Source organism: Bradyrhizobium ingae (genome assembly GCF_055791185.1).
In genome coordinates this window covers 1-22,301 of the sequence record NZ_JBVUBB010000026.1, presented here as the reverse complement: position 1 = coordinate 22,301, position 22,301 = coordinate 1, and the positions used below count along the sequence as shown (strand labels likewise).

General features: G+C 63.8%; 19 protein-coding genes and 1 pseudogene. 12 read left to right on the top strand and 8 right to left on the bottom strand.

The window, feature by feature from the left end; genetic code table 11:
* Nucleotides 1-15: 15 nt before the first annotated feature.
* The gene (locus tag ACV1FX_RS29060; RefSeq protein WP_473120992.1) at nt 16-2,025 is read right to left on the bottom strand and encodes a putative bifunctional diguanylate cyclase/phosphodiesterase; all 2,010 of its coding nucleotides are present in this window, start codon (nt 2,023-2,025) and stop codon (nt 16-18) included.
* 287 nt (nt 2,026-2,312) lie between these two features.
* Entirely contained in the window at nt 2,313-3,464 is a 1,152-nt protein-coding gene (locus ACV1FX_RS29055) for a caspase family protein (protein ID WP_473120991.1), read from the bottom strand.
* Between the two features lie 244 nt (nt 3,465-3,708).
* Between ACV1FX_RS29055 and ACV1FX_RS29050 the strand changes: the two genes are divergently transcribed.
* Complete coding sequence (locus ACV1FX_RS29050) at nt 3,709-3,942, top strand: hypothetical protein (RefSeq protein ID WP_473120990.1); 234 nt, start codon at nt 3,709-3,711, stop codon at nt 3,940-3,942.
* 271 nt (nt 3,943-4,213) lie between these two features.
* Here the strand turns inward: ACV1FX_RS29050 and ACV1FX_RS29045 are convergent, their stop codons facing one another.
* Nucleotides 4,214-5,311 (bottom strand): cyclase family protein, encoded by a 1,098-nt coding sequence (locus ACV1FX_RS29045; RefSeq protein ID WP_473120989.1) that lies wholly within the window; start codon nt 5,309-5,311, stop codon nt 4,214-4,216.
* Nucleotides 5,312-5,429: 118 nt separating this feature from the next.
* On the opposite strand from ACV1FX_RS29045, the gene ACV1FX_RS29040 reads away from it, so the two are divergent.
* Nucleotides 5,430-6,476: a CobW family GTP-binding protein gene (locus tag ACV1FX_RS29040; RefSeq protein ID WP_473120988.1), complete on the top strand. Its 1,047-nt coding sequence runs from the start codon at nt 5,430-5,432 to the stop codon at nt 6,474-6,476.
* 22 nt (nt 6,477-6,498) lie between these two features.
* Here the strand turns inward: ACV1FX_RS29040 and hisC are convergent, their stop codons facing one another.
* Nucleotides 6,499-7,551: a histidinol-phosphate transaminase gene (gene hisC, locus ACV1FX_RS29035; RefSeq protein WP_473120987.1), complete on the bottom strand. Its 1,053-nt coding sequence runs from the start codon at nt 7,549-7,551 to the stop codon at nt 6,499-6,501.
* Between the two features lie 221 nt (nt 7,552-7,772).
* On the opposite strand from hisC, the gene ACV1FX_RS29030 reads away from it, so the two are divergent.
* The 4 genes from ACV1FX_RS29030 (at nt 7,773) to ACV1FX_RS29015 (ending at nt 13,646) form a co-directional block, all read left to right on the top strand.
* Nucleotides 7,773-9,248 (top strand): FAD-binding oxidoreductase, encoded by a 1,476-nt coding sequence (locus ACV1FX_RS29030; protein WP_473120986.1) that lies wholly within the window; start codon nt 7,773-7,775, stop codon nt 9,246-9,248.
* A gap of 134 nt (nt 9,249-9,382) precedes the next feature.
* Nucleotides 9,383-10,045: a TetR/AcrR family transcriptional regulator gene (locus ACV1FX_RS29025; protein ID WP_473120985.1), complete on the top strand. Its 663-nt coding sequence runs from the start codon at nt 9,383-9,385 to the stop codon at nt 10,043-10,045.
* Nucleotides 10,042-12,723 (top strand): molybdopterin-dependent oxidoreductase, encoded by a 2,682-nt coding sequence (locus ACV1FX_RS29020; protein WP_473120984.1) that lies wholly within the window; start codon nt 10,042-10,044, stop codon nt 12,721-12,723. The genes ACV1FX_RS29025 and ACV1FX_RS29020 overlap by 4 nt, the downstream gene beginning before the upstream one ends.
* Nucleotides 12,720-13,646, top strand: coding sequence for an FAD binding domain-containing protein (locus tag ACV1FX_RS29015; protein WP_473120983.1), 927 nt, complete (start codon nt 12,720-12,722; stop codon nt 13,644-13,646). The genes ACV1FX_RS29020 and ACV1FX_RS29015 overlap by 4 nt, the downstream gene beginning before the upstream one ends.
* 39 nt (nt 13,647-13,685) lie before the next feature.
* On the opposite strand, the gene ACV1FX_RS29010 is transcribed toward ACV1FX_RS29015, so the two are convergent.
* Nucleotides 13,686-14,255, bottom strand: a complete 570-nt coding sequence (locus ACV1FX_RS29010; protein WP_473120982.1) for a bifunctional transcriptional activator/DNA repair enzyme AdaA — start codon at nt 14,253-14,255, stop codon at nt 13,686-13,688.
* A gap of 128 nt (nt 14,256-14,383) precedes the next feature.
* Between ACV1FX_RS29010 and ACV1FX_RS29005 the strand changes: the two genes are divergently transcribed.
* Nucleotides 14,384-14,803 carry a nuclear transport factor 2 family protein gene (locus ACV1FX_RS29005; protein WP_473120981.1) on the top strand — a complete coding sequence of 140 codons (420 nt, stop codon included), beginning with the start codon at nt 14,384-14,386 and terminating at the stop codon, nt 14,801-14,803.
* Nucleotides 14,804-14,861: 58 nt separating this feature from the next.
* On the opposite strand, the gene ACV1FX_RS29000 is transcribed toward ACV1FX_RS29005, so the two are convergent.
* From ACV1FX_RS29000 to ACV1FX_RS28990, 3 genes are read right to left on the bottom strand one after another with little or no spacing between them, the layout of a single operon-like run.
* On the bottom strand, nt 14,862-15,668 hold the full coding sequence (locus tag ACV1FX_RS29000; protein ID WP_473120980.1) for a hypothetical protein: 807 nt from the start codon (nt 15,666-15,668) through the stop codon (nt 14,862-14,864).
* Nucleotides 15,665-16,717: a TAXI family TRAP transporter solute-binding subunit gene (locus ACV1FX_RS28995; protein ID WP_473120979.1), complete on the bottom strand. Its 1,053-nt coding sequence runs from the start codon at nt 16,715-16,717 to the stop codon at nt 15,665-15,667. Before ACV1FX_RS28995 ends, ACV1FX_RS29000 begins: the two co-directional genes overlap by 4 nt.
* A 24-nt stretch (nt 16,718-16,741) precedes the next feature.
* Nucleotides 16,742-17,227 (bottom strand): DsrE family protein, encoded by a 486-nt coding sequence (locus ACV1FX_RS28990; RefSeq protein WP_473120978.1) that lies wholly within the window; start codon nt 17,225-17,227, stop codon nt 16,742-16,744.
* A gap of 455 nt (nt 17,228-17,682) precedes the next feature.
* On the opposite strand from ACV1FX_RS28990, the gene ACV1FX_RS28985 reads away from it, so the two are divergent.
* The 5 genes and pseudogenes from ACV1FX_RS28985 to ACV1FX_RS28965 form a co-directional block, all read left to right on the top strand.
* The gene (locus ACV1FX_RS28985; protein WP_473120977.1) at nt 17,683-18,534 is read left to right on the top strand and encodes a 3-hydroxybutyryl-CoA dehydrogenase; all 852 of its coding nucleotides are present in this window, start codon (nt 17,683-17,685) and stop codon (nt 18,532-18,534) included.
* A gap of 190 nt (nt 18,535-18,724) precedes the next feature.
* Complete coding sequence (gene ccoG, locus ACV1FX_RS28980; RefSeq protein ID WP_473120976.1) at nt 18,725-20,179, top strand: cytochrome c oxidase accessory protein CcoG; 1,455 nt, start codon at nt 18,725-18,727, stop codon at nt 20,177-20,179.
* A gap of 136 nt (nt 20,180-20,315) precedes the next feature.
* The gene (locus ACV1FX_RS28975) at nt 20,316-20,711 is read left to right on the top strand and encodes a group III truncated hemoglobin (protein WP_473121075.1); all 396 of its coding nucleotides are present in this window, start codon (nt 20,316-20,318) and stop codon (nt 20,709-20,711) included.
* A gap of 274 nt (nt 20,712-20,985) precedes the next feature.
* Complete coding sequence (locus tag ACV1FX_RS28970) at nt 20,986-21,639, top strand: QcrA and Rieske domain-containing protein (protein ID WP_473120975.1); 654 nt, start codon at nt 20,986-20,988, stop codon at nt 21,637-21,639.
* A gap of 116 nt (nt 21,640-21,755) precedes the next feature.
* A pseudogene (locus tag ACV1FX_RS28965) lies at nt 21,756-22,175 on the top strand (outer membrane protein assembly factor BamB family protein); the annotation flags it as partial.
* Nucleotides 22,176-22,301 lie beyond the last annotated feature (126 nt).

Below are 22,301 nucleotides of genomic sequence, written 5' to 3'. Positions count from 1 at the left end.
TGCCGGCGAAACGGCTCAGGCTCTCGCGCGCGCGGCGTCGTCGCCGAGGCGCTGTCGCTCTTCGGTAAGATAGCCCGAGACCGCGTCTCTTCGCATCGGTTTTGCGAAATAGTAGCCCTGGATATAGTCGCAGCCGAGGCGACGGAGGCTCTCGAGCTGCGCGCGCGTCTCGACGCCTTCGACGACGCACGCGATCTCCATGTCCGCGCATAGGCCAGTCAGCGACTTGATGATCTTGTGGCTCACGGGATTGTCGTTGACGTCGGCGACGAAGCTGCGATCGATCTTGATCTTGTCGAGCGGCAGGCGGTGAACGTGGCTGAGGGACGAATAGCCCGTGCCGAAATCGTCAAGCGAAATGCCGCAGCCCATCGCTTTCAGCGCGGCAATCGACTGCTGCGCCCGGACGAAATCGAAGGTGACCGCGGTCTCCGTGATCTCGAAATCGATCCGCCGCGGCGGCACGCCGCTCTTTTCGATCACCGCGATCAACGGCAGGATGCCGTCGGACGAACAGATGTCGTGGGCCGAGAGGTTGAACGACAGGCTGATATCGTCGGGCCACGTCTTGGCTGCCGCGAGTGCGCGAACAAGGAGTACCTGGGTCAGGCTGCGGATCAAGCCGATGCGCTCGGCTGCTGGGATGAAGTCGGCCGGCGAGACGAGACCAAGTCGCGGTGAGTGCCAGCGCGCAAGCACCTCGAAGCCGGCGGTGCGCTCGCTCATGGCGTCGACGATCGGCTGGAAGACGAGCTCCATCTCCGCGTCGAAGTCTGCCGTGCGCAACAGGTTCTCGATGACGCCGCGGCTGCGGATCTCTGCTTCAAGCTCGCTCGAGAAAATCACGGTGCGGCCGCGCGCGTGGCGCTTGGCGTGGTAGAGCGCATAGTCGGCGCATTCGTAGAGGGCTTCCGCATCCGTCGCCGAGCGCGGATATTGTGCAAAGCCGATCGAGCAGGAGAGCCCGGTATGCGCCGTGTCGAGTTGATAGGGCAGCTTGACGCGGTCGCCGATCCGTGCACCGAGTTCGGCGACATCCTCGTCGCTGGGATCGCCGCTTACCACGAGACCGAATTCGTCGCCGCCGAGCCGCGCGAACTCCACGCGATGCGAGCCGAAAGCTTCGCAGACCTGGCGGATGCGCCGGCCCGCTTCGATCAGTACGCGGTCGCCGACGGTGTGGCCGTAATTGTCGTTGATCGGCTTGAAACCGTCGAGGTCGATGATCCCGACCGCGAGACGGATACTCTTGTGCTCGGCGTCAGCGAAGGTGGTGGCAAGTTCGGCAAAGAAGCGGCGGCGGTTCGGCAACTCGGTCAGCGAGTCGAGATTGGCAAGACGAAAGTTTTCGTCCGAGAGCGCCTGCGTCGCGGCCTGCTGCGCGAGCAGCGATTTGCGGGATGCGACGAGATCGGCGAAGTCGCGGTAATAGATGAACAGCACGGTCACCAACGCGCCCGACACCAGGAGGTCGTTGACCGCTATCGCCATCAACGTTGGCTCGCCCGTCGCGAAGTAGAAGATCACATAGGGAATGTCCACGAGCAGCGTGACGATCAGTGCGGCGGAGCGCAGGTGCATCAGCGAGAAGATGCAGCCGATCACGGTCACTGCCATATAGAAGGCAACATGGCTCTTGGCGAAGGGATCGCCGTAAGGGTAGAGCGCGAAGGACCAGGCGGTGAATCCCACCGCGATCGGAACAGTGAGCCAGTTGGTGGCGCGCAGGTTCTTCAGGATGTCCGCGTCGCTGCGCACGAGATGGCGCTGGCGCAGCCACCAGAACGTCCGCAAGGCCGCAAACGCGGTCAGTATCGACGGCACCACCATCGTCAGCCAGGCCGGGGCGAGCGGCAGGTAGGTATACGCAACCGCGAGAGTGTTGGTGATCAGGATGAAGTAGAGCAGCGGAATCTGCTTCGAGAAGGCGTCGAACTGGGCTCGGGTCAGATCGGGATTGTCGGCGGGCACGCGAAACAGCCGCACCGCCGCAGCGAGGTAGGATTTCAGATTCGCAATTGGCATTGAAAAACGAGCCCCAGAGTCCGCGAAATTGTCGCGTGAAGCGCGACCATGCACAGGACGAGTAAAGGGCGGGTTAGGCGGGGTTCCATGCCTGAACCTCCGGAGATCATGCGAAACTCCGCATTTCTACCGGCATGGCACGCGCTTGAGACGGCGTTAAGGATAGTGGACGGAGCAGGTGGCCGCTTCGGCCGAAAATTCCACAACATTGGTGCCGTTACGATCCGCTAACTATGCGCATCGAGGACGAATTGCGCTCGCGGTTTCGACGCACCGGCCGTGCAAGTTCACTGCGGGCTGCGCTTCCAGTAGCCGGTGCCGAGCTTGCCGGTGATGACGGCGGTGGCATCGCGGACCTCGTAGGAGCCGGCGTCGGCGTAACCCGAAAGGCCTTTCAATGCATGCAGCGACCAACGGCCGTTGATGGCGGCAATCGTGCCTTCATGCGCCGGTGCGGCGCGCCGCCCCTCGGCGTGGAACGCATAGGTGCCGTCGCCCATGATGCGCCACGTCCAGCGTGACGTCCCGCGATCGTTCGGCACCATGATCTCCCAGGTGCCGACCAGTGCGGGGTCGATGACTGATGCGAGGGGCGTCGGCGCCGCCGCGCCCGAGGGGGCGGCATTCGCCTGTTTCGTGGTTGCTTGCTCGGCTGCGGACGGCGCGCCCGTGAGATAGATCGCCCGGCGCGAGAGCGACCCGTAGACGAAGGGCTGCTGCTCGTTGCGTGTTGCCTCCATGACGTCGTCACGCACATTGCGGAACATGAAGGTGATCTCGACGCCGGGCGTCTCGATGTTGTGCAACAGCGCGGCGGTGAACGGGCTGTTGCGGCCGTCGCCGTCGAGCGCGGTCGTGCCGTCGCGCGCAGCATAGGCAACCAGGACGTTGCCGGCCGGCTCGATGCGGCCGAGGCCGCTGGTCGGCGCCGCACGCAGCACCAGCGACCGCTGCATCTTCGCCGCGAACGGGTTGTTGCGGCAGGCATCGAGGATGACGAGGCCGAGGCTCGTGGTGCTCGCGACCTGCAACATCACGCTGCGCAAGCTGATTGCCTCGTTGGCTGCGTCGGTGTCCTTCTTCAATTCGGCATCGACCGGGATCAGCCAGTTCTCTCCGCTGATCTCCATGCCGTGGCCGGCGAAATAGACCGCCGCCATGTCGGCGCCCGCCGCGTCGCGGCCGAGCGCGATCAGGCCGCGCCGCATTTCGTCGAACGAACCGTTGGCGATGAGGGTGACCGTGAAGCCGAGACGCCTGAACGCGGCCGCGACGTCGCCGGCATCGTTGGGCGGGTTGGGCAGCGCCGGCACGCTTTTGTAGGCACCGTTGCCGATCACCAGCGCTACGCGCTTGCCGTCGGCCGCCGCAGGCGCGCGAGCGATGCCCGCGAGCGTAGCGGCAAGGACAGATCCCAGAAAAAGCCGGCGTCGGTTCATGATGGCCCCGATCAGAGGCCGTAATAGCACGGAGACTGAGGCGGCGAGAGCAGCATTCGAAATCGATGTGAAGGGGAACCGAAACGGGATCGCAACAAGCGCGGCAACCATTCGCGCGATGGGTTAATCATCGAGCAAAAAAATAGTTCTAGATCATAATCATGATGGTTCAGATGCAGAAATAGAAATTAAGCTGTGGGAAAACACGGCATGAAAATGGGCCGGCAAGAAGGGGAGGAAGTGAATGGAAACCGTGCGCCGCCTGCGTGCAATGGCCTCGCTCTGCCGACAGAGCGCGGCGTATCGTCCTGAAAGAAGCTGGAAGCTGCTCGCTGAGGCGGAATACTGGGAGCACGCCGCAGACGCGGCCGTGCAGGAGCATTTCAGGGAATGCACGGCCGGCTCGAACGAGCTGGTGGAACCACAACAAGCTGCCAACGCCAATCAGATGCGAGAGGGAAAGATCGTGGCAGCGTGAAGTGCTGTCGGTGCGGATCGGTGGAGTTTCTCGCTCCTCGTTTCATTTAAGTCCGAAGCAGGCAATTCCTTTTGCAGCGCTGCGTCAGTATTCGTGCGAACGCTCGCGTCCAAACTCATCGTGTGTATCTCGCCGAAAGTGACCGAACGGCGGACGGTAACGGCGATACCGCGTGGAATCCGCTGTCGGGGCATGCCAATCCGTCTCAACTGGTAGCAGCAGCCAAAGCCCGCGCGGGCGGCGTTTCCGCCCGCGCGCCGATGCGTGTGCGTCACGTAATCGCAATCGGGCAGCCGTTGCTTCCCGTGGCGCCCTTGATGGGGGCCGGAGTGAAGCAGTAGACGAACTGGTACTTCTTGTCGGCAATCAGCTCGTCGAAGATCAGGTTCTCGTGGTTGTGGATGCCGTGCTTGGTTTGCAGCTCCGCATGCACCACGAAGGCGAGCGACTTGTCGGGATTGGGCACCACTTCGACCGCCCAGGTGTCGGCTGCAGTGAGCGCGAGGTCCTTTTCGATCACCCATCGCGCGGCGTCCAGTCCGATGCCCGGCTCGCCGCTGTTGAAGCGATCGTTGTTCTTCATCCAGAGCGAACCCCAGCCGGTGTGGAACATGATCGCATCGCCCGGCTTGATGTCGCTCTCGGACATATTCTGCTTCTGGAGCGCCGCTTTGATGTCAGCCGAGGTGATCTCCTGGCCGGCATCCATCATCCCGCCCTTGAGTGCGACCATGTCGATCAGGTGAGCGCGGGTGAACAGCGGCTTGAGCTTTTCGACGCCAAGCTTCTTCAGGCCGTAGGCGTCGCTGATCTCCGCCGCAGTGTGACCATTGTAGAAGCGCATCTCGCTCTTGTCGCCGTCCTTGCCGAGCTGGATGCCGATATGGCCTAGACCGTCGAACTGCGTGCCGGTCTGGCCGATCTCGGTGGTCAGAAACTCGTCGTGATAGACCATCTTGTTCTCACCGAACGGACCGCCGGTCGGACTGCCTGGAATTCGCAACGTGAATACGCGCGGGCCGAACAGCGGCATGCCGCCTTCGTAGACGCGACCGATCTTGTAGATCTTGCCGTCCTTGATCCATTTCGCCGCTTCGAGAACCTTTTCCGGTGTGATGTGGTTGGAGGCGCCGGCTTCATCGTCCTGGCCCCATTTCGAGGGCCACCACGGCTTGTCTGTTCCCTTGGGCATGGAGGTGGGAGTCTGTGCCTGGGCTTCGCTGACCGGTGCGAGCGAGAACTTGCCATGCATCGTGCCCGCAAGCGCTGCTCCTGCGGCGCCGGCGAGACCTGCCGTGCGGAGCAAGGTCCGACGATCGGTCGCGACCATTCCGCCTTGCTGTTCTTCGCCCTTGATTTCATTAGGCATTTTACTCTCCCAGGTTGTGGCCCGGAGAAGCCGGGCTCTAAATTGTTTTCGGCATGCTCCTCCTACGTTAGGTTGTTGTCCAGCGACAAAAATAAGACAGCAAAAGTGAGGGACGCCGATGAGCTTGTTCGACAGCGACAAATCCGCCGAGCGGCTACCGGTATCGTTGATCACCGGCTTTCTCGGCAGCGGGAAAACCACGCTGCTCAATCGCCTGCTGCGCGACGATGCCATGAAGGACAGCGCGGTCATCATCAACGAATACGGTGAAGTCAGCCTTGATCATCTCCTCGTCGAGCGCGTCGATGGCGAGGTGGCCGTGCTTGCGAGCGGTTGTATCTGCTGCACCGTTCGCAGCGATCTCGAGGAGACGTTGCGCGCGCTGCTGGTGCGACGCGACCGCGGCGAGGTGCCGCCGTTCCGTCGTATCCTCGTCGAGACCACCGGCCTCGCCGATCCCGCTCCGATCGTGCAACTGCTTCTGAACAATCCGCTGGTCTCGCATTTCCTGCGGCTCGATGCGGTCGTGACCACGGTGGATGCCGTCAACGCGCCGCATCAGCTCGATCGTCAGTACGAGGCGACGAAGCAGGTCGCGCTCGCCGACCGGTTGCTGATCACCAAGGGCGACCTGGCCGGCGACATCGCCGCGCTGGAGGCGCGTCTGCACCGGCTCAACCCCGGTGCGCGAATTGAGCGTGTGGCGCATGGCGAGATCGATCCGGCGCGGCTGTTTGGCGCCGGTCTCATCGATCCCGAGCGGAAGACGGTCGACATCGCGCGCTGGCTCAACGAGGAGGCCTTCGACGCGGCCCATGCGCACGCGGGCCACGCCCATGGGCACGGCCATCACCATCACGACGCATCGATCGCCAGCTTCATGCTTGCCTTCGACGAACCGCTCGACTGGATGGCGATCACGAACTGGCTTGCGCATCTGCGCTCCGCGCGAGGCGAGGATCTCCTGCGCGTCAAGGGGATCCTCAACCTCCGCGGCGAGCCGGCGCCGGTCGCGATCCACGGCGTGCACCACGTCTTCCATCCGCCGGTGGCGCTCGCAAAATGGCCTGACGCCGACCGCCGTTCACGCATCGTGTTCATCACCCGCAGCATCGCGCGCGAAGAAGTGCTGGGGCTTTGGCAGGCCGTCCGCGCGGCAGCGTGAGCAGCGTGGGACCGGCGTACGATCAGATCAGATTGCGCAGCTCGGCGATCAGCCGGCCGCACTCTTCCTCCGTGCCGATCGTGATGCGCAAAAAGTCTTCGATGCGCGGCCGTTTGAAATGTCGGACCAGCACGCCGCGCTGCCGGAGTGCAGCCGCGAGATCGGCGCCGCCGTGGCTTCGATGGCGCGCGAAGACGAAGTTGGCCTGCGACGGCAGAACCTCGAAGCCGAGCCCGGAGAGCTCACGCGTCAGCATTTCGCGGTTCGCCATGATGCGCGCCCGCGTCTCCTGAAACCACTCATCATCCTCGATCGCTGCGGCGGCGCCGGCAAGCGCAAGGCAATCGATGGGGTAGGAGTTGAAGCTGTCCTTCACCCGCTCCAGCGCCTCGATCAGCGGCCGCTGGCCGATCGCAAAGCCGACCCGCAGGCCGGCGAGCGCCCGCGATTTCGAGAAGGTGTGGATGACGAGCAGATTGTCGTGGCGTGCAACGAGCGGCACCGCGCTCTCGGCGCCGAAATCGACATAGGCTTCATCGACCACCACGAGCTGGTCCGGATGCTCGGTAAGCAGCGCCTCGATCGCATCGCGCGGAAGGCCGATGCCGGTCGGTGCGTTCGGATTGCAGAGAAGGATCGCGCTGCATGGCCGTCGGTAGTCCGCGATCTGCACCCGCATCGCCGCATCGAGCGGCACCTCCTGATGGGCGACGCCATAGAGAGCGCAATAGACGGGGTAAAAGCTGTAGGTGACGTCGGGAAACAGAAGCGGCGCGTCGTGCTTCAATAGCGCCTGGAAGGTGTGGGCCAACACCTCGTCCGAGCCGTTGCCGACGAACACCTCCGCGGGCGCGACCTTGTAGTGAACGGCGATCGCCTCGCGCAGCTGCGATGCGCGCGGATCGGGATAGAGGCGGAGCCGCTCTGCAGCCGATGCGACCGCGGCGAGCACGCGCGGCGGGGGCGGATAGGGATTCTCGTTGGTGTTGAGCTTGACGAGGCCGCCCTGCTTGGGCTGCTCGCCCGGCACGTACGGCGACAAGGTGTGGACGACGGGACTCCAGAAGCGGCTCATGATCTCTGACCTGGGGGCTGATCGGGTCACACTAGGGTATGCCGGTCGTGGGCGGAAGCCCGCTCGTGGGGATGCTCGAACCTGATCTGCGCAAACGTCGGAGGTCAGCACGTTCCAGCGGGCGAAAGCTTCATGCTAGAGTCAATTCCAAAGGTCGAAAACGACTGACGACAAGAACGAAGGCCGGCGCGCTCGAGCCCGGTCGCAAAGGAGAGGAACACATGCCGGGTGCAGCCCTTCCCACCGATCCCTCCGTTCCTGGCGCGCCGGTGACGGCCGCCATCCTCGACGTCTTGCGGGAAATCGTGGGTGTCAGGGGCTTGATCCTCGACGAGCACGACAAGCAGCCCTTCGTGACGGAGTGGCGGGGTGTGCTTGCCGGGCAGGCCGCTGCAGTCGTGCGCCCGGCCAGTACCGCCGAGGTGTCCCAAGTCGTGAAGCTCTGTTACGACAACGGCATCGCCATCGTGCCGCAGGGCGGTAACACCGGCTTGATGGGCGGGGCCACGCCGTGGCCAATCCACCGCGGCATCCTCCTGTCGCTCGGCCGGATGAACCACGTGCTCGACGTTGATCCCGTCGGTTATTCCATGACCGTGGAGGCGGGTTGCATTCTCGAGACGCTCCAGGAGACGGCGGCGCACCACGACCGTTTCTTTCCGCTCAGCCTCGGTTCGCAAGGCTCATGCATGATTGGGGGCAATCTCTCCACCAATGCCGGCGGCGTGCAGGTGCTGCGTTATGGCAATGCGCGCAACCTGGTTCTTGGCCTCGAGGTCGTGCTGCCGAACGGCGACGTCTGGAACGGGCTGCGCGCGCTCAAGAAGGACAATACCGGCTACGACCTCAAGCATCTCTTCGTGGGTGCCGAAGGCACGCTCGGCATCATCACCAAGGCGGTGCTGAAGCTGTGGCCGTCGCCGAAAGACGTGTGCACGGCGTGGCTGGCGATCCGCGATCCGCAGGCTGCCATCGAGATCCTCTCGGAGGCATACGTTGGCTCTGACGACAATGTCGGCTCCTGCGAGCTCATGAGCCGCGCCTGCACCGACATGGTGCTGCGTCACATCCCCGGCACGCAGGATCCGCTCAAGGCGGAGACCGAATGGTATCTCCTGCTCGAATGGTCGTCGTCCCGGCCGCGGCTGGACGGCGACGCGGGCATCTCGGAGAAGATGGAGCAGTTTCTGGCCGATCAACTGGAGACGGGCCGCGTGCTCGACGCGGTGATCGCCCAGGCTGAGGCTCAGTCGCGCAACATGTGGCGCATTCGTGAAAGCGTGGCCGAGGCCGCGCGTGCCGAAGGACCTGGTTTGAGCTACGACGTATCGGTCGCGATCTCCAGAATCCCTGAATTCATCGACAAGGGCCTCAAGGCCGTCCTCGATATCCTCCCGACGATCCGCCCCTATCCGCTCGGCCATATCGGGGACGGCAATTTGCACTTCTCCTTCATGGGTCCGAAAGGGATGGACCGCGAAACGCTCACGCAATATTCCGCCGCGATCACGAGGGGTGTGAACGACATCATCGCCTCCATGGCCGGCTCGATCTCGGCGGAGCACGGCATCGGCATCGAGAAGATCGACGAGCTCGCGCACTACCGCTCGAAGACCGAGCTCGATCTCATGCGCACGATCAAACGGGCGCTCGATGCCAAGAACATCATGAACCCGGGCAAGATCCTGCGGCTCTGATGCGCCTGGCGAACCGCAAGTCGCGGAAGGCGCGAGGAAAATCGTGCCGGCAGCTTGCCCGATCGCGATTGGTCCGACGCAGCACTCACAGGATCGCGATTTGACACTTCGTCATGTTTTGTAAAAATCGACAAATGGGACCGAAAACCCGCATTCTCGACGCGACCATGCTGGTGTTTCGCCGCCACGGCTTTCGCCGCTCCTCGATCGAGCAGGTTGCCGAGGCCGCCGGCCTGACGCGGCAGGCGCTCTATCATCATTTCGAATCCAAGGAGGCGCTGTTCCGCGCCGTCATCGAGCGGGTCCACGAGTCCGCCATCGCCTCCGAAGAGGTGGCAATCAGCGGAGCGGAGAAGGCGGGACGCGGCTTTTCCGACATTCTCGTCGCCGGCATGACGGCGCGCATGCAGACCATGATCGCTTCCTTCGACGGCTCGCCGCATATCGAGGAGCTGTATTCCGAGCACCTCGTGCATGGGCGTGATCTCTACCAGAAATATGCGGCGCTCTATGCCGAGCGACTGGTCGCGACGATCGCACGGGTTGCGCGCAAGCAGAAGCTTGCGCTGCCGCAGGGATTGTCGGCGGTCGAGTTCGCGCGGCTCGTCGAGATGGCCGTGCACGGATCGAAGTCACAGCACCCGGCGATGCAGCCGGCCGAGGCTTTCCTGAAGGACATGGCGATGATGGTGCGGACGCTTTGCGCCGGCGCCGTGCCGAAATCGCAGGAGCGGCCCGCGAGCAAGGCCGGAACCAGAGCACGATCCTCACGCAGCAAAGCCGGAGCACGTCCATGAGCACGATGACCATCAACGGCAGCGTCGAGCCTCTGCCAGACGATCCCGATGCGCTACTCGTCGATATCGTACGCGATCAGCTCGGTCTCACCGGCACCAAGCTTGTCTGCGGTGGCGGCGTGTGCGGCGCCTGCACGGTGCTCGTCGACGGCGTGCCGGTCACGAGCTGTCTGATGCCGGCGCGTGCCGCCGCCGGAAAATCCGTGACGACCGTGGAAGGCATCGGTGCTCGGGAGCTGCATCCGGTGCAGAAGGCGTTCATGGCGCATGACGCCCTGCAATGCGGCTTCTGCACGCCGGGCTTCATCGTGGAGGCGGCTGCGTTCTGCGATAGCTGGCGCGCGGCGAAGGGCACGGCCGTACCCTCGCGCGAGGAGATCGGCGCGGCGCTGTCGGGCCATCTCTGCCGCTGCGGCGCCTATGACGCGATCTTTCGCGCCGTGGCGGACGCCTGTGCCGGCCGCTTCGACGGCGACCATTTCGCAAGTCCTCGCATCGAGGCGCGCGACAAGGTGACGGGCGCGGCAAAATATACCGTAGATATCAGGCATGGCGGCCAGCTCGAGGGTGTAGTCTTGCGCTCCCGCGATGCGCATGCGCGCGTCACGGTGCTTGATCTGTCTCCCGCGCACGCGCTTGACGGCGTCACTGCGGTGTCGCTGTTGTCCGACGATCGTATCGTGCGCTATGTCGGCGAGCCCATCGCGGCGGTTGCGGCCAGGGACCGCAAGACCGCGCTCGCTGCGCTCGCCGCGATCAAGCTGACCTGCGAACCGCTGCCCGCGGTGATCGGGCTTGATGCGGCGCGGAAAGATGATGCGCCCCTGGTGTTCGACCGGGCAAACCGCAAGAAGGCGGGCAATGTTTCGGAGGCGGCCGGGGGACCAGCGCCGTGGAAGCAGAACGTCCGCGGGCCGACCTCGGTGTTTGCCAAGCGCGCCAAGAAGGCACGCAACTGGGTGAACGAGGCGCGGCAGGCGAATAATCGTCTTCTCGTCGAGGGAACGTTCCGCACCGGCACGCAGCAACATGCCTGTCTCGAACCGCATGCCGCGGTGGCGCGTTTCGATGGCGAGCAATTGACCGTGCACGCCTCGTCCCAGTGGGTGTTTCACCTCAAGGAGCAGATCGTCAAGCGCTTCAAGCTCGATCCTGCGCGCGTCCGCGTGATCGCCGACCATGTCGGCGGCGGCTTTGGCTCGAAGGCGAGCCTGGGCGGCGAGACGATCGCCGCGATCGTGCTCGCGCGCGCGGCCAATGCACCGGTGCGGGTCGCTTATGACCGTCATGAAGAATTGTCGGTCGCCGGCTATCGGCCGGCCGCGGAGGTGAAGGTCGCGCTGCTGCCCTCCGACCAGGGCGATCTGAAAGCACTCTCCGTCATCGCGCACGCCGATACGGGTGCCGCGATCAACTCGACGATCGCGGGACTGGCGCGGCTGATGTATCCGGCCGAGGCCAAGGAGCTCTCCGATTTTGATGTCATCAGCAATCTGCCGCCGGGTGCGGCGTTTCGCGGGCCCGGCGGTCCGCCGATGGCATTCGCGGTGGAGCAGGCGATCGACCAAGCGGCCTTGAAGCTCAACGCCGATCCGATCGCTCTGCGCAAGCGCTGGGATCCTGATCCCAATCGGCAGAGGCTCTATGATTGGGCCTTGGGCCTCGACATCTGGCGCAATCGGACCTCGGCCGGGAGCAGTCGCTATCGCCGCGGCGTTGGTGTCGCGGCTGGCTACTGGTTCTATCTCTGGCAACCCAAGGTGAAGGTCGAAGTCGCGGTCAAGGGCGGCCGCATCGTCGTATCGACTGCCACGCAGGATATCGGGACCGGCACCCGAAGCGTTCTGGCCGACACCGTTGCGCGCGAATTCGATCTCGACGCTGGCGAGATCGAGGTGCGCATCGGCGACTCGTCGCTTCCCGAAGGCCCGGGCTCCGGCGGCAGCCGCGTCACCGCCTCGGTGCTGCCGCCGACGCTCACGGCGATCCAGAAGTTGAAGGCCGCGCTTGTCGAGCAAGCCACGCGCAAGCCCGCGCCGGGCTCGAACGCGCCGTGGCGCGAGCTGATCGCGCGATCGGGAGACATCGCTATTTCGGAGACGCGTGCCGAGGACGGGAAGAACACGGCGCCCGGCGTCCGCTCACCGCTGAAGGACCTGGGACTTCTCGGCCTCGTGTTCGGCTGGATGATGCGGCGCAATTCCAACATCGTGATCGGCGCCGGCGTGCCGAGCTCGGTGCAAGTGATCGAGGTCGAGGTCGACACCTGGCTCGGTCACGTGCGCGTGCTCGAGGTGCACACGGGACTGGCGGTCGGTAAGATCGCGGCGCCTCAGCTCGCGCACAGCCAGGCCTGCGGCGCGGTGATCCAGGGGCTTGGCTACGCGCTCTACGAGGCGCGCGAGGTCGATCCGCTGAGCGGCGACGTCCTGACCGCCGGCATGGAGGATTATCGCATTCCCGGCATTGCCGATACGCCAGAAATCGACGTGCATTTCGATGAGGCCGGTTTTGATCATGTGCAGGGCAATAGCGTCGGCATCGGTGAGGTGGCAACCGTGCCGACATCCCCTGCCGTTGCGAACGCGATTTTCAATGCGATCGGCGTTCGCCTTGCCGAAATCCCGATCCGGCCCGATCGCATCGTCGCTGCCTTGAAGGGGAGAACTGCGGCATGAACGCCTCGTCAGCAATATCAGCAGGCGCCGTGCCCGAGTTTCGTGCCGCCGGCACCGATCTGTCCGAGCGTCGCCGCAGCGGGGTGTCCCGCGGACCCATCGTCGATCTCTACGCGACATCAGGCACGACCGGGATCGAATGGGCTGCGGACGGCTCGGCGCGCATCGGCGCATTCACCACGATCGCGGCCATCGCGTCCGATCAACGCATCCGGGGTGCCTATCCCGGCATCGCCGCCGCCGCGCAAGGCCTCGCCACGCCGCAGATCCGGCATCTGGCAACGCTCGGCGGCAATCTCGCTCAGCGTTCGCGCTGCTGGTATTTCCGCAATCCGCAGATCGGTTGTCTCAAGAAGGGCGGCTCCGATTGCCCGGCGCGATCGGGCAATCATCTTTATCATGCAGCATTCGATCTCGGGCCGTGCGTGGCGCCGCATCCGTCGACCATGGCGATGGCGCTGCTCGCCTACGATGCGACGATCGCGACAGACCGGCGTAGCCGATTGTCGCTGCCTGATCTCATCGGCGACGGCACCAACGGCGCCGCAGATAACGCGCTCAAGCCGGAGGAAAGGATCGAGGCCATCTCACTGCCCGCGCCGCTCGCGGCCGAGCGTGCTCATTACAAGCGCGCCATCAGCCGCAGTTACGCGGAATGGCCGCTGGTCGAAGTTTGCGCGCGTGCCGTGCTATCCGATGGCGTCTTCCAGCATGTCGGCATCGCGGCCGGTGGCATCGCTCCGGTGCCGCTGCGGCTGACGGCGTGCCAGGCTGCGTTGGAGGGAAGGTCGGCAAACGCGGACGTTATCGCGCAAGCCGCGCAGCTTGCGACATCAGGTGCAAAGCCGCTGCCGATGACGGGATATAAGCTGGATCTGCTGGTTGGCCTGGTTCGGGATGTCGTGGAGCGGATTGCGAAGTAGGTTGGCCGGTCCTCGAACAGGATTCGCGAGACGCGAATCTCAGGCGGATACTTTGCGGCGGTGGCGAATGCTGGACGGTGAGCGTCCATAGAGTTCGAGAAAGGTCGCGTTGAACCGCCGCACGCTGCCGAAGCCGGCCCGATAGGCAATCTGGACCAGCGGCTCATTCGTTTCGTCGATCAGGCGTTTGGCCCGTTGTACACGCCTGGTCTTTGCCACCTGCTGCGGGCTGGCCCCGACGTGCCGCTCGAACAGGCGCGCAAGGTGGCGCGAGCTCACCCCGAGCCGGTCGGCCAGTGCAGCAACCGAACCGTTATCCAATGCACCACCGTCGATCAGTTTCAAGGCGCGTGCGACGGTTGAGCGCGTGCCATTCCAGGCAGCGCAAAAGGGTGCGGTCTCCGGACGGCAGCGCAGACAAGGCCGGTATCCTGCAGCCTCGGCCGCTGCCGCAGTCGGATAATAGGCCACGTTACGGGTCAACGGCTGCTTCACCGGGCAAACCGGGCGGCAGTAGATTCGCGTGGTCTTCACGGCCGTGAAGAAATGGCCGTCATAGCCCGGATCGCGCTGCAGGCGCGCGATGTTGCATACCTCAAAACTGAGCATGGCTCACTTTAGCGCAGGCTGCGGCTCGAAGAACAGCCGCGAGATGATCAGGTCCGATTCCGGCCAGCGATGTCGGTTCGCTCTTCTTATAGAGCAAGACCAGATCCGCTGAATAACTGGAAAGCAAAATGAACAGCACGAATTCCAAAGAGGTTGTCATCAACGCCTGGAAGACCTTCAAAACCCGTGATGCCAGATTGATCGCGGGGCTGTTCACTCCTGATGCCGAATGGATCGCGCCGGCCGGAAATGCCACGGCAGTCGCTCTCAAGCATACCGACCACATGATCGGACCGGAGCAAATCGCACACTTCATTGCCTCTGAGATGCATCGTCTGTTCTCGAACGTTGATATCTCGTTTCGAGGTTTTCACGCCGATGGCGATACTGTGGTTGTCGAGGAGCGGATGCGAGCCGATCTTCCTGGCGACAAGCGCTACGAGAATGACTATTGCTTCGTCTTCGTCCTGTCAGACGACCGCATCAAGCTGGTTCGCGAATATATGGATACCCGGAAGGGTTGGCAGATGATTTTCGAACCTGCTTAGACCACCAGGCGACCTCGCAGGATGCGAGACGGGCCGTGTCCGTTTTGCCCTCGAGGCCTCATCGCGGGCCCGATTGAGCCGCCGCATTTGGCCAATGGCAGGTGCTTGCGAGCCTCGAGCGGACGGCATCGAGGCCGGCGAGATCGAAGATCGAGCTGGTGCTTCGGCCAGCGCCGTCGGTAACCGAGATCGACATCCGTTCGCCGCGGAGCGCGCGTATCGCTTCGGCTGCGTCCTCCGGCATGGAAGCCGTTCGGCCGTCGGTCGAAAGCGACCAGCGCAGTCGCCCGGCCGTGGGCTCGTGAGCGGAGATCGTGACCTCGACATCGCCGTTGCGCGATGCCCGCCATGAACCGTTGGCGCCGAGGGACATCTCGGTCCGCTGCTTCCGGCAGCGCAGGATTAGAATCTCGGGTGCATCGACCGCGGCGGGGGAAAGCGCGTGGAGCTTGGCGACGAGGAGCGGGGAGAAGTCGACCGGAGAGGCGGTCTCGCCCATGACCCAGCCCCTTCCGGCCGGCGCCTCCATGGTCGTCGTGTCGCGCCCGGGCGGTTTTGTTTCGGGCGCCGGCCGGGACGGTTGCGGCAGCGTCTGGGTAGGGAATTCGGTGGACGTATCATTATGCATTGCGCCTTCGCCCAGATGCGCGATCAGGTGGTCGACGCACGCCTTCTCGGCGCTGTGCGCCTTCAGCCGGCATTCGAGACGCATGGTGGTGCCGCTGCTTGGCTGGTCGCAAGCGGCCTCGGCCGCGCGCGTCAGGGCGAAGCAATCATCCAGGCTTCTGATGGAGTCCGATGCGGATTGAGCGCGCGTTTCCGCGATCGCAAGGCTCACGACGAGGACAGCCGCCAGCCGTCTCACGGCGCCGCCGACCGGTTCGCCATCTGGCCGTCCTTCCAGCTCTCGGCTGCCTTTAGGCGCTGCAGGCCGGGGACGCTGGCGATGGGATCGGCATCCTTCCACTTCGGATCGAAGCCCGACCCCCGCAATTGGTCGAGCTTGCCGAACAGCTCGTTCACGAAGGCTGTAACGTGGTCGTAGCGCGGCGTGCCCGGATTCCAGTTATACGCAACCAGAACCGTCGGTACCGCGATCGTTTCGATGTCCTGCCCGGCAGGCACCAGCGCGGGATAGTCCGCCGGGGTCAGCCGGGCCGGGACGTAGTAGTCAGAGAGTTTCGGGCTGTACGGCACCGGCAGGAACTTGAAGCCTTCGCCCCATTTGCGCTTCACGAAAGCATCCACGGGCTTGGAGGTGACGAACACGACACCGGCCATCTCGCCGCGCACCATCTGCTCCAGCGCGACCGGATGGGGCAGGAAGCTCTTCTCCACCTCGATGCCGAGGCGGCTGAAGATGAGCGGCCCCGAATAGGCGGCTGCAGTGCCTTGCGTGTTGAAGTTCACCTTCTTGCCCGCGAGCGCGGCGAGCGAGTTGATCTCGGGACGCACGAAGACGTGCAGCTCGGACGGAAAGAGGTTCATCACGTGGACGATACGCTTTCCGACCTCGGGGACCTGGGCGCGGTATTCGTCCAGCGAGTCGCTGTTGATGATCGCGATGTCGATTCCCTTGAGATAGAGCAGGTCGTTGACGTTCTCGGTCGGCCCGCGCGTGACGACTGGAAGCACGTGCACCTTTCCGCCTTCGTTGACAACGCGCGAGATCTCGGTGGCGAAGCGGAGTGGCGCACCCTCCAGCAGTCCGGCCGCGAGCCCGACCGTGCCGGCGTTGACGCGGTCTTTCATCTCCTGCTCTCCGCTCCGCGGCTGGCTAGGCTGCGCCGGGCGGGCTCCGTGCGCGGCCTGGCCCCGCGGCCGCTGCGCGGCATCCTGGGCGGCAGCCGCTGGGGCGCGCAGCGACACGAGGAGCAGCGGCAACATCAGTGCGAGCAGCAGTCTGCGCATCATCACGATCCTCCTGTTGCCTCCCGTTCAGGGCCGCACGTAGCTCCATCCCTTCTCCTGCAGTTCCATCATGTGGACGACTCCCGACGGGACCATGGAGGCCTCAGGCACGAGCTCGAGCGGCTTGCCCTCCTTCTTCTCCATGCCCTCCCTGGTGACGCCGCACGCGGCAAAGCTCACCTTGCCCGGAAAGGCGATATCCTTCATCGCGTGAATGCGCTCGGCGACCGGCGTCGTGTCTGCACGCAGCATATGCAGCCCGGGACCGAAGGCGACGATCTCGACGTCGGCGTCTTCGCCCTTCTTGCGATAATATTCGAGCACGTTGGTGGCGTTGTTGAGCGCCAGATTCATCACGCCAGGGTCGTTCTGGTCGACCTGGATCACCAGCCGGTGCGGCGCCGGCTTGGCTGGGCGCCCGCCGTCCGACTGCTTCATGTTCATGGCGTACGCGCTTGTCAGAGCAAAGCTGGCGAGCAGGGCTGCGGCCATCCGAATTCGTGCGCTGCGCATAGGCTATCTCCCTCTGCGTTTGGCGTTGCATCTGAATAGAGGTCGCCTGACTTTGCGCTCGGCCTCGTCCTGATGCTGCGCTCGGCTATGCACGCTCGGCCGCTTCCCCGTCAGACGCGTCCGGGCGACAGACCATGAACTCGCGTCGCGCCGGCCGACAGCCGTTACTTCATGCTAGTCCCAATGGACTAAGCGGCGAGGGGATGGTTCAGCGTCTCGTCATCCGGAATGCCCTTGGCACTTCCGAGGATGGACGAGGCGCAACTTCGGGCCAGACAGGCCGCGAGAGTGCCAGATTGCGCTATCTGCGACCGAAGAGGCGGCTTTATTCCCGCCATGGATGCTTTAAGGAAGGACCTATCAGGATCGGGGCGGCCCGCCACAGGCAGGATATCCCTGGTTCAGGCAGAAGGGGCCGGTTGGCGCGCCCGACAGGATGAAGAAGGATTGAAGCAATGATCCAAACCGTTGGTATCATCGGGGCCGGCACCATGGGGAACGGCATCGCCCAGGTCTGTGCCGCGGCCGGGCTTTCGGTTGTGATGGTCGATATCTCCGACGCGGCGGTGGGGCGCGGGATTGCGACCGTCGGCAGCAGCCTCGAGCGGCTCGTCAAGAAAGAGAAGATGTCGGTGGCCGATCGCGAGGCGACGCTCAAACGCATCACCGGCACGACCGACCGCGCCAAGCTCGCCGACTGCGACCTCGTGATCGAGGCCGCGACCGAGAATGAGGAGCTCAAGGTCAAGATACTGAAAGACCTCTGCGCGACGCTGTCGCCGCGCACGCTGGTCGCGACCAACACCTCGTCGATCTCGATCACCAAGCTCGCCGCTGCGACCGATCGTCCCGATCGCTTCATCGGCATGCATTTCTTCAATCCGGTGCCGGTGATGCAACTGCTGGAGCTGATCCGCGGCTTGCAGACCTCCGACGACACCCACGCCAAGGCGCTCGATTTTGCCCAGCGCGTCGGCAAGGTCGCGATTACGGCCAAGAACAGCCCGGGCTTTGCCGTCAACCGCATTCTCTGTCCGATGATCAACGAGGCGATCTTCGCGCTTCAGGAGGGGATTGCGACTGCCGAGGAAATCGACGCCGGCATGAAGCTCGGCTGCAATCATCCGATCGGGCCGCTGGCGCTCGCCGATCTCGTCGGGCTCGACACCATGCTGTCGGTGATGGAGGTCTTCTATAAAGGGTTCAACGACCCGAAATACCGTCCGGCGCCCCTGCTCAAGGAAATGGTCGATGCCGGCCATCTCGGCCGCAAGACGGGCCAGGGCTTCTATACTTACGGCGCCTGACAGACCTCGAGGCCGCGATCGCCGAAGCGGCCAACCCATTTCCGTAACTGGCGGCCGGCCGCTCGAGTGGCCGCCAGTTCCATTCTCTAAATCTGTACTTTCGTTCCGAAGTTTGTGCCCCAACAAAGAGGGCGTGCCGCTATCCGCATACCGTCGCCTTGCTCCAGCGAAATCGGGACTGCGGACTGCGATGACTGTCATCGAAATCGATCACTCCCGCACGCGCGCCAGGGCGGGTGCGGCCAGGGTGGACATGCGCAAGAGCGCCGCGATGGCAACATCGCGCGTGGTGCCGCAAGCCGTCTCAGGGCGCATGCGGCGGATCAAGTGGGCCATCCTCGTCCTGACGCTGTCGATCTATTACGTCACGCCGTTCCTGCGCTGGGACCGGGGGCCGAATGCGCCCGATCAGGCCGTGCTGCTCGATTTCGCGCATGGCCGTCTCTATGCCTTCTTCGTCGAGATCTGGCCCCAGGACCTCTACCTCGTCACCGGGCTGCTGATCCTCGCCTCGGTCATCCTCATCCTGGCGAACGCGCTTGCGGGGCGGGTGTGGTGCGGCTTTGCCTGTCCGCAAACGGTCTGGACCGACTTGTTCCTCCTGGTTGAACGCCTCATTGAAGGCGACCGGCGCGAGCGGCTGAAAAGCATGAACGCACCGCTGACCACCGCGCGGGCGCTGCGGCTCGGCATCAAGCATGGGGCCTGGCTGCTGATCTCCCTGATGACCGGCGGCACGCTGATCTTCTATTTCACGGATGCGCCAAGCCTCGTTCGTGCGCTTGCAGGCGGCGACGTCTCCGCGACATCTCTGACCTGGATCGCTGTCTTCACCGGGACGACCTATGGCCTTGCGGGCTTCGCGCGCGAGCAGGTCTGCACCTTCATGTGCCCCTGGCCGCGGCTGCAGGGCGCGATCTGGGATCCGGAAGCCTTCACGGTCAACTATCGCGATTATCGGGGCGAGCAGCGGATGTCGGCCAAGAAGGCCACGGAACTTCGCGCACGCGGCGAGACCGCCGGCGATTGCGTCGATTGTGGCCTGTGCGTCAACGTCTGTCCGATCGGAATCGACATCCGCGAGGGGCCGAATTTCGCCTGCATCAATTGCGGGCTGTGCGTCGATGCCTGCGACAGCGTCATGACCAGGCTCGATCGTCCCCGCGGCCTGATCGATTATGACAGCTGGCGCAACATCGAGCGGGGTCATCGCGCTGAGGCACGCGTCTCACGGTTGGTGCGCCCGAAAACCGTCGCGCTCGCGGTGGTCAGCGTTGGATTGGCGGCCGGCCTGGCCGGATTGCTGGCAACCAAGGCAACGGGCGCCATAGCGGTGCTGCACGACCGCGATCCGCTGGCTGTGACCCTGTCCGATGGCTCGGTTAGAAATGCCTATACCGTCAAGCTTCTCAACAAGGCAAACGTCGCTCACCACTACACTTTGGCGATAAAAGGCATAGATGCGAGCCTGAGCATCGTTGGTCACGACGATGGAACTCCCATCACCGTCGAAGCGGACGGCTCGGAATCGCTACGGGTCACCCTGACCATGGCGAATCCGAAGGATGCCGATGTGGTTTTCACCGCCAGCGACGAAACCGGTGGGTCGGTGCTATCGACCGCTGACAAGTTCGTGGCGCGCTGACGGACTTGGAATAAGAACGCTTGGAACACAAGGACTTGGAACAACGCGAATGGATACCGAGAACGAGATGCCTGACCGGATGACGATCGATCGCAAGGCGGCGGCGGAGCGGCGCAGCCTGCTGGCCCAGGACGTGATGGAGCGAACCGGGATCAACGAGGCGATGATCGGGGAACTGGTCGCGCGGTTTTATGGCCGCGTGCGCGAGGACGCGTTGCTCGGTCCGGTGTTCGCCATTGTGAAGAACTGGGACGAGCATCTTTCCAAGCTGAGCGATTTCTGGTCGTCGGTGGTGCTGACCACCGGGCGCTATCACGGCCAGCCGATGCGTGCGCATCTTCCGCTCAGCCTGATCGGCGATCATTTCGATCGCTGGCTCGATCTGTTCGAGCAGACCGCGCGTGAGGTCTGCCCACCGGCCGCGGCGGCTTTGTTCATCGACAAGGCACGGCGCATCGCCGACAGCTTTGAAATGGCGGCAGCGACGCAAAGCGGGCGCATGTTTACGCCGCGTCACATGCTCCGCTCTTGAACGCGATATGTACGATATGCCTGCCTGACAAAAGTGCCGACATCTTGAATTGAATCCTCAACGCGTCACGCAATGGCGCGTCGCACCAATTCCAACATGTTCGGTCTGATCTGCAAAATGATCATGACCTATCGCGCATCCTGACGTTGCAATCGAAAAACGCTCGTGAATGCGCATTTTTGCATTCAATCAAAGCGAGCATCATGACAATGATGCACTGCGGCGCAAATTCTTCGCCTTCTTTTTGGCAGAGTCGCAGCGCCTGCTGGCGTGCATGACGCATTCAACGCACAGCACGTCATCTCCATCCTCCGACAACACTGCGGAACCTGATGCCCGCGCCAGCGCGGCACAGACAAGACGAACTTTGTTGATCGGTGCGATCGCTACGACTGCTTGCTTTGCAGGTTCAGGGCAAGCGGCGGCGGATGAAGATCCAGCCGGCGCCGACGAGCGGCCGCAGAAAGGCGATGTGCTGGTATTCTCCGAAGGCGATCAGGAAGGCAAGCTCATCACGCTCGCCGACTTGCCGGTGGGCGGGCCGCCGGTCCACGCCTGGCCAAAGGATCCCAAGACGTCGGTGGTGCGCAGTGCCTCGCGCCTCAACGAGATCCTGATCATCCGGCTCGATCCCGCCGAGCTCGACGATCAGACGCGCGCGCGCGCACAGGACGGCGTCGTCGCCTATTCGGCGATCTGCGCCCATGCCGGCTGTCCCGTCACCGCCTGGGTCAAGAGCGACGTCGGCGACAAGGAGGTGTTCAAGTGCATGTGCCACAACTCCGAATACGATCCGCGACAGGGTGCGCAGGTCGTGTTCGGGCCGGCGCCGCGACGGCTTGCAGCGTTGCCGCTGGTACTCACTGACGGCGCGCTCAGCGTCGCCGGCAATTTCATCGGAAAGGTAGGTGGCCAGCAGCCAGGGTGATCAGCCGCGGGTCGCGCCCGCGCGCCGGAAGAGGTCGCGCCCGCAGGCGTGCGGGCGAGGAGACAAAACAAACTTCAAGAATTCAAGCAGCAAGAATTCAAAAAGGGGAAACGTCCATGACCAGAAAACAATGGTGGTTGTCCGGCTTCGTCGCCTTCACCTGCATCGTCTCGACCTCTGCCGGCGCCGGTCCGATCGAGAGTTACGCGCCGGTCACCTCGCAGCGACTGGAAAATCCGGAACCCGGCAACTGGATGCTGTATCGCCGCACCTATGACGGGCAGGGCTTCAGTCCGCTCGATCAGATCAACACCAGCAACGTCAAGGATCTGACGCCGGTCTGGACCTTCGCCACCGGCGTGATCGAAGGTCATGAGGCGCCGCCGATCGTCAACAACGGCGTGATGTTCGTGGCAACGCCGATGGGGCAGGTGATCGCGCTGAACGCCAAGACCGGCGACGAATACTGGCGCTACAAGCGGCAGCTCCCGGACGATCTGTTCCAGCTCCATCCGACCAGCCGCGGCGTCGGCCTGTGATGGGGTGGACGCCCCCCTCGACGGCATCAATGTGCCAAGATGGTGGTGTTGAAACAGCCACTGCAGAGAAGGAGCGTCCGCCATGGAAGTTAGCACGATCGGAATAGATTTGGCGAAGAATGT

Excerpts from the sequence above, each read along its gene's own strand:
- ACV1FX_RS29025 (WP_473120985.1), top strand. The coding sequence starts at position 9,383 with ATGGGACCGAAAACCCGCATTCTCGACGCGACCATGCTGGTGTTTCGC.
- ACV1FX_RS29005 (WP_473120981.1), top strand. The coding sequence starts at position 14,384 with ATGAACAGCACGAATTCCAAAGAGGTTGTCATCAACGCCTGGAAGACC.
- ACV1FX_RS29045 (WP_473120989.1), bottom strand. The coding sequence starts at position 5,311 with ATGCCTAATGAAATCAAGGGCGAAGAACAGCAAGGCGGAATGGTCGCG.
- ACV1FX_RS28990 (WP_473120978.1), bottom strand. The coding sequence starts at position 17,227 with ATGCGCAGCGCACGAATTCGGATGGCCGCAGCCCTGCTCGCCAGCTTT.
- ACV1FX_RS29015 (WP_473120983.1), top strand. The coding sequence starts at position 12,720 with ATGAACGCCTCGTCAGCAATATCAGCAGGCGCCGTGCCCGAGTTTCGT.
- ACV1FX_RS29060 (WP_473120992.1), bottom strand. The coding sequence starts at position 2,025 with ATGCCAATTGCGAATCTGAAATCCTACCTCGCTGCGGCGGTGCGGCTG.
- ACV1FX_RS28975 (WP_473121075.1), top strand. The coding sequence starts at position 20,316 with ATGGAGCGAACCGGGATCAACGAGGCGATGATCGGGGAACTGGTCGCG.
- ACV1FX_RS29040 (WP_473120988.1), top strand. The coding sequence starts at position 5,430 with ATGAGCTTGTTCGACAGCGACAAATCCGCCGAGCGGCTACCGGTATCG.
- ACV1FX_RS29030 (WP_473120986.1), top strand. The coding sequence starts at position 7,773 with ATGCCGGGTGCAGCCCTTCCCACCGATCCCTCCGTTCCTGGCGCGCCG.
- ACV1FX_RS29055 (WP_473120991.1), bottom strand. The coding sequence starts at position 3,464 with ATGAACCGACGCCGGCTTTTTCTGGGATCTGTCCTTGCCGCTACGCTC.
- ACV1FX_RS29050 (WP_473120990.1), top strand. The coding sequence starts at position 3,709 with ATGGAAACCGTGCGCCGCCTGCGTGCAATGGCCTCGCTCTGCCGACAG.
- ACV1FX_RS28995 (WP_473120979.1), bottom strand. The coding sequence starts at position 16,717 with ATGATGCGCAGACTGCTGCTCGCACTGATGTTGCCGCTGCTCCTCGTG.
- ACV1FX_RS29020 (WP_473120984.1), top strand. The coding sequence starts at position 10,042 with ATGAGCACGATGACCATCAACGGCAGCGTCGAGCCTCTGCCAGACGAT.
- ACV1FX_RS28985 (WP_473120977.1), top strand. The coding sequence starts at position 17,683 with ATGATCCAAACCGTTGGTATCATCGGGGCCGGCACCATGGGGAACGGC.
- ACV1FX_RS29010 (WP_473120982.1), bottom strand. The coding sequence starts at position 14,255 with ATGCTCAGTTTTGAGGTATGCAACATCGCGCGCCTGCAGCGCGATCCG.
- hisC (WP_473120987.1), bottom strand. The coding sequence starts at position 7,551 with ATGAGCCGCTTCTGGAGTCCCGTCGTCCACACCTTGTCGCCGTACGTG.
- ccoG (WP_473120976.1), top strand. The coding sequence starts at position 18,725 with ATGACTGTCATCGAAATCGATCACTCCCGCACGCGCGCCAGGGCGGGT.
- ACV1FX_RS28970 (WP_473120975.1), top strand. The coding sequence starts at position 20,986 with ATGACGCATTCAACGCACAGCACGTCATCTCCATCCTCCGACAACACT.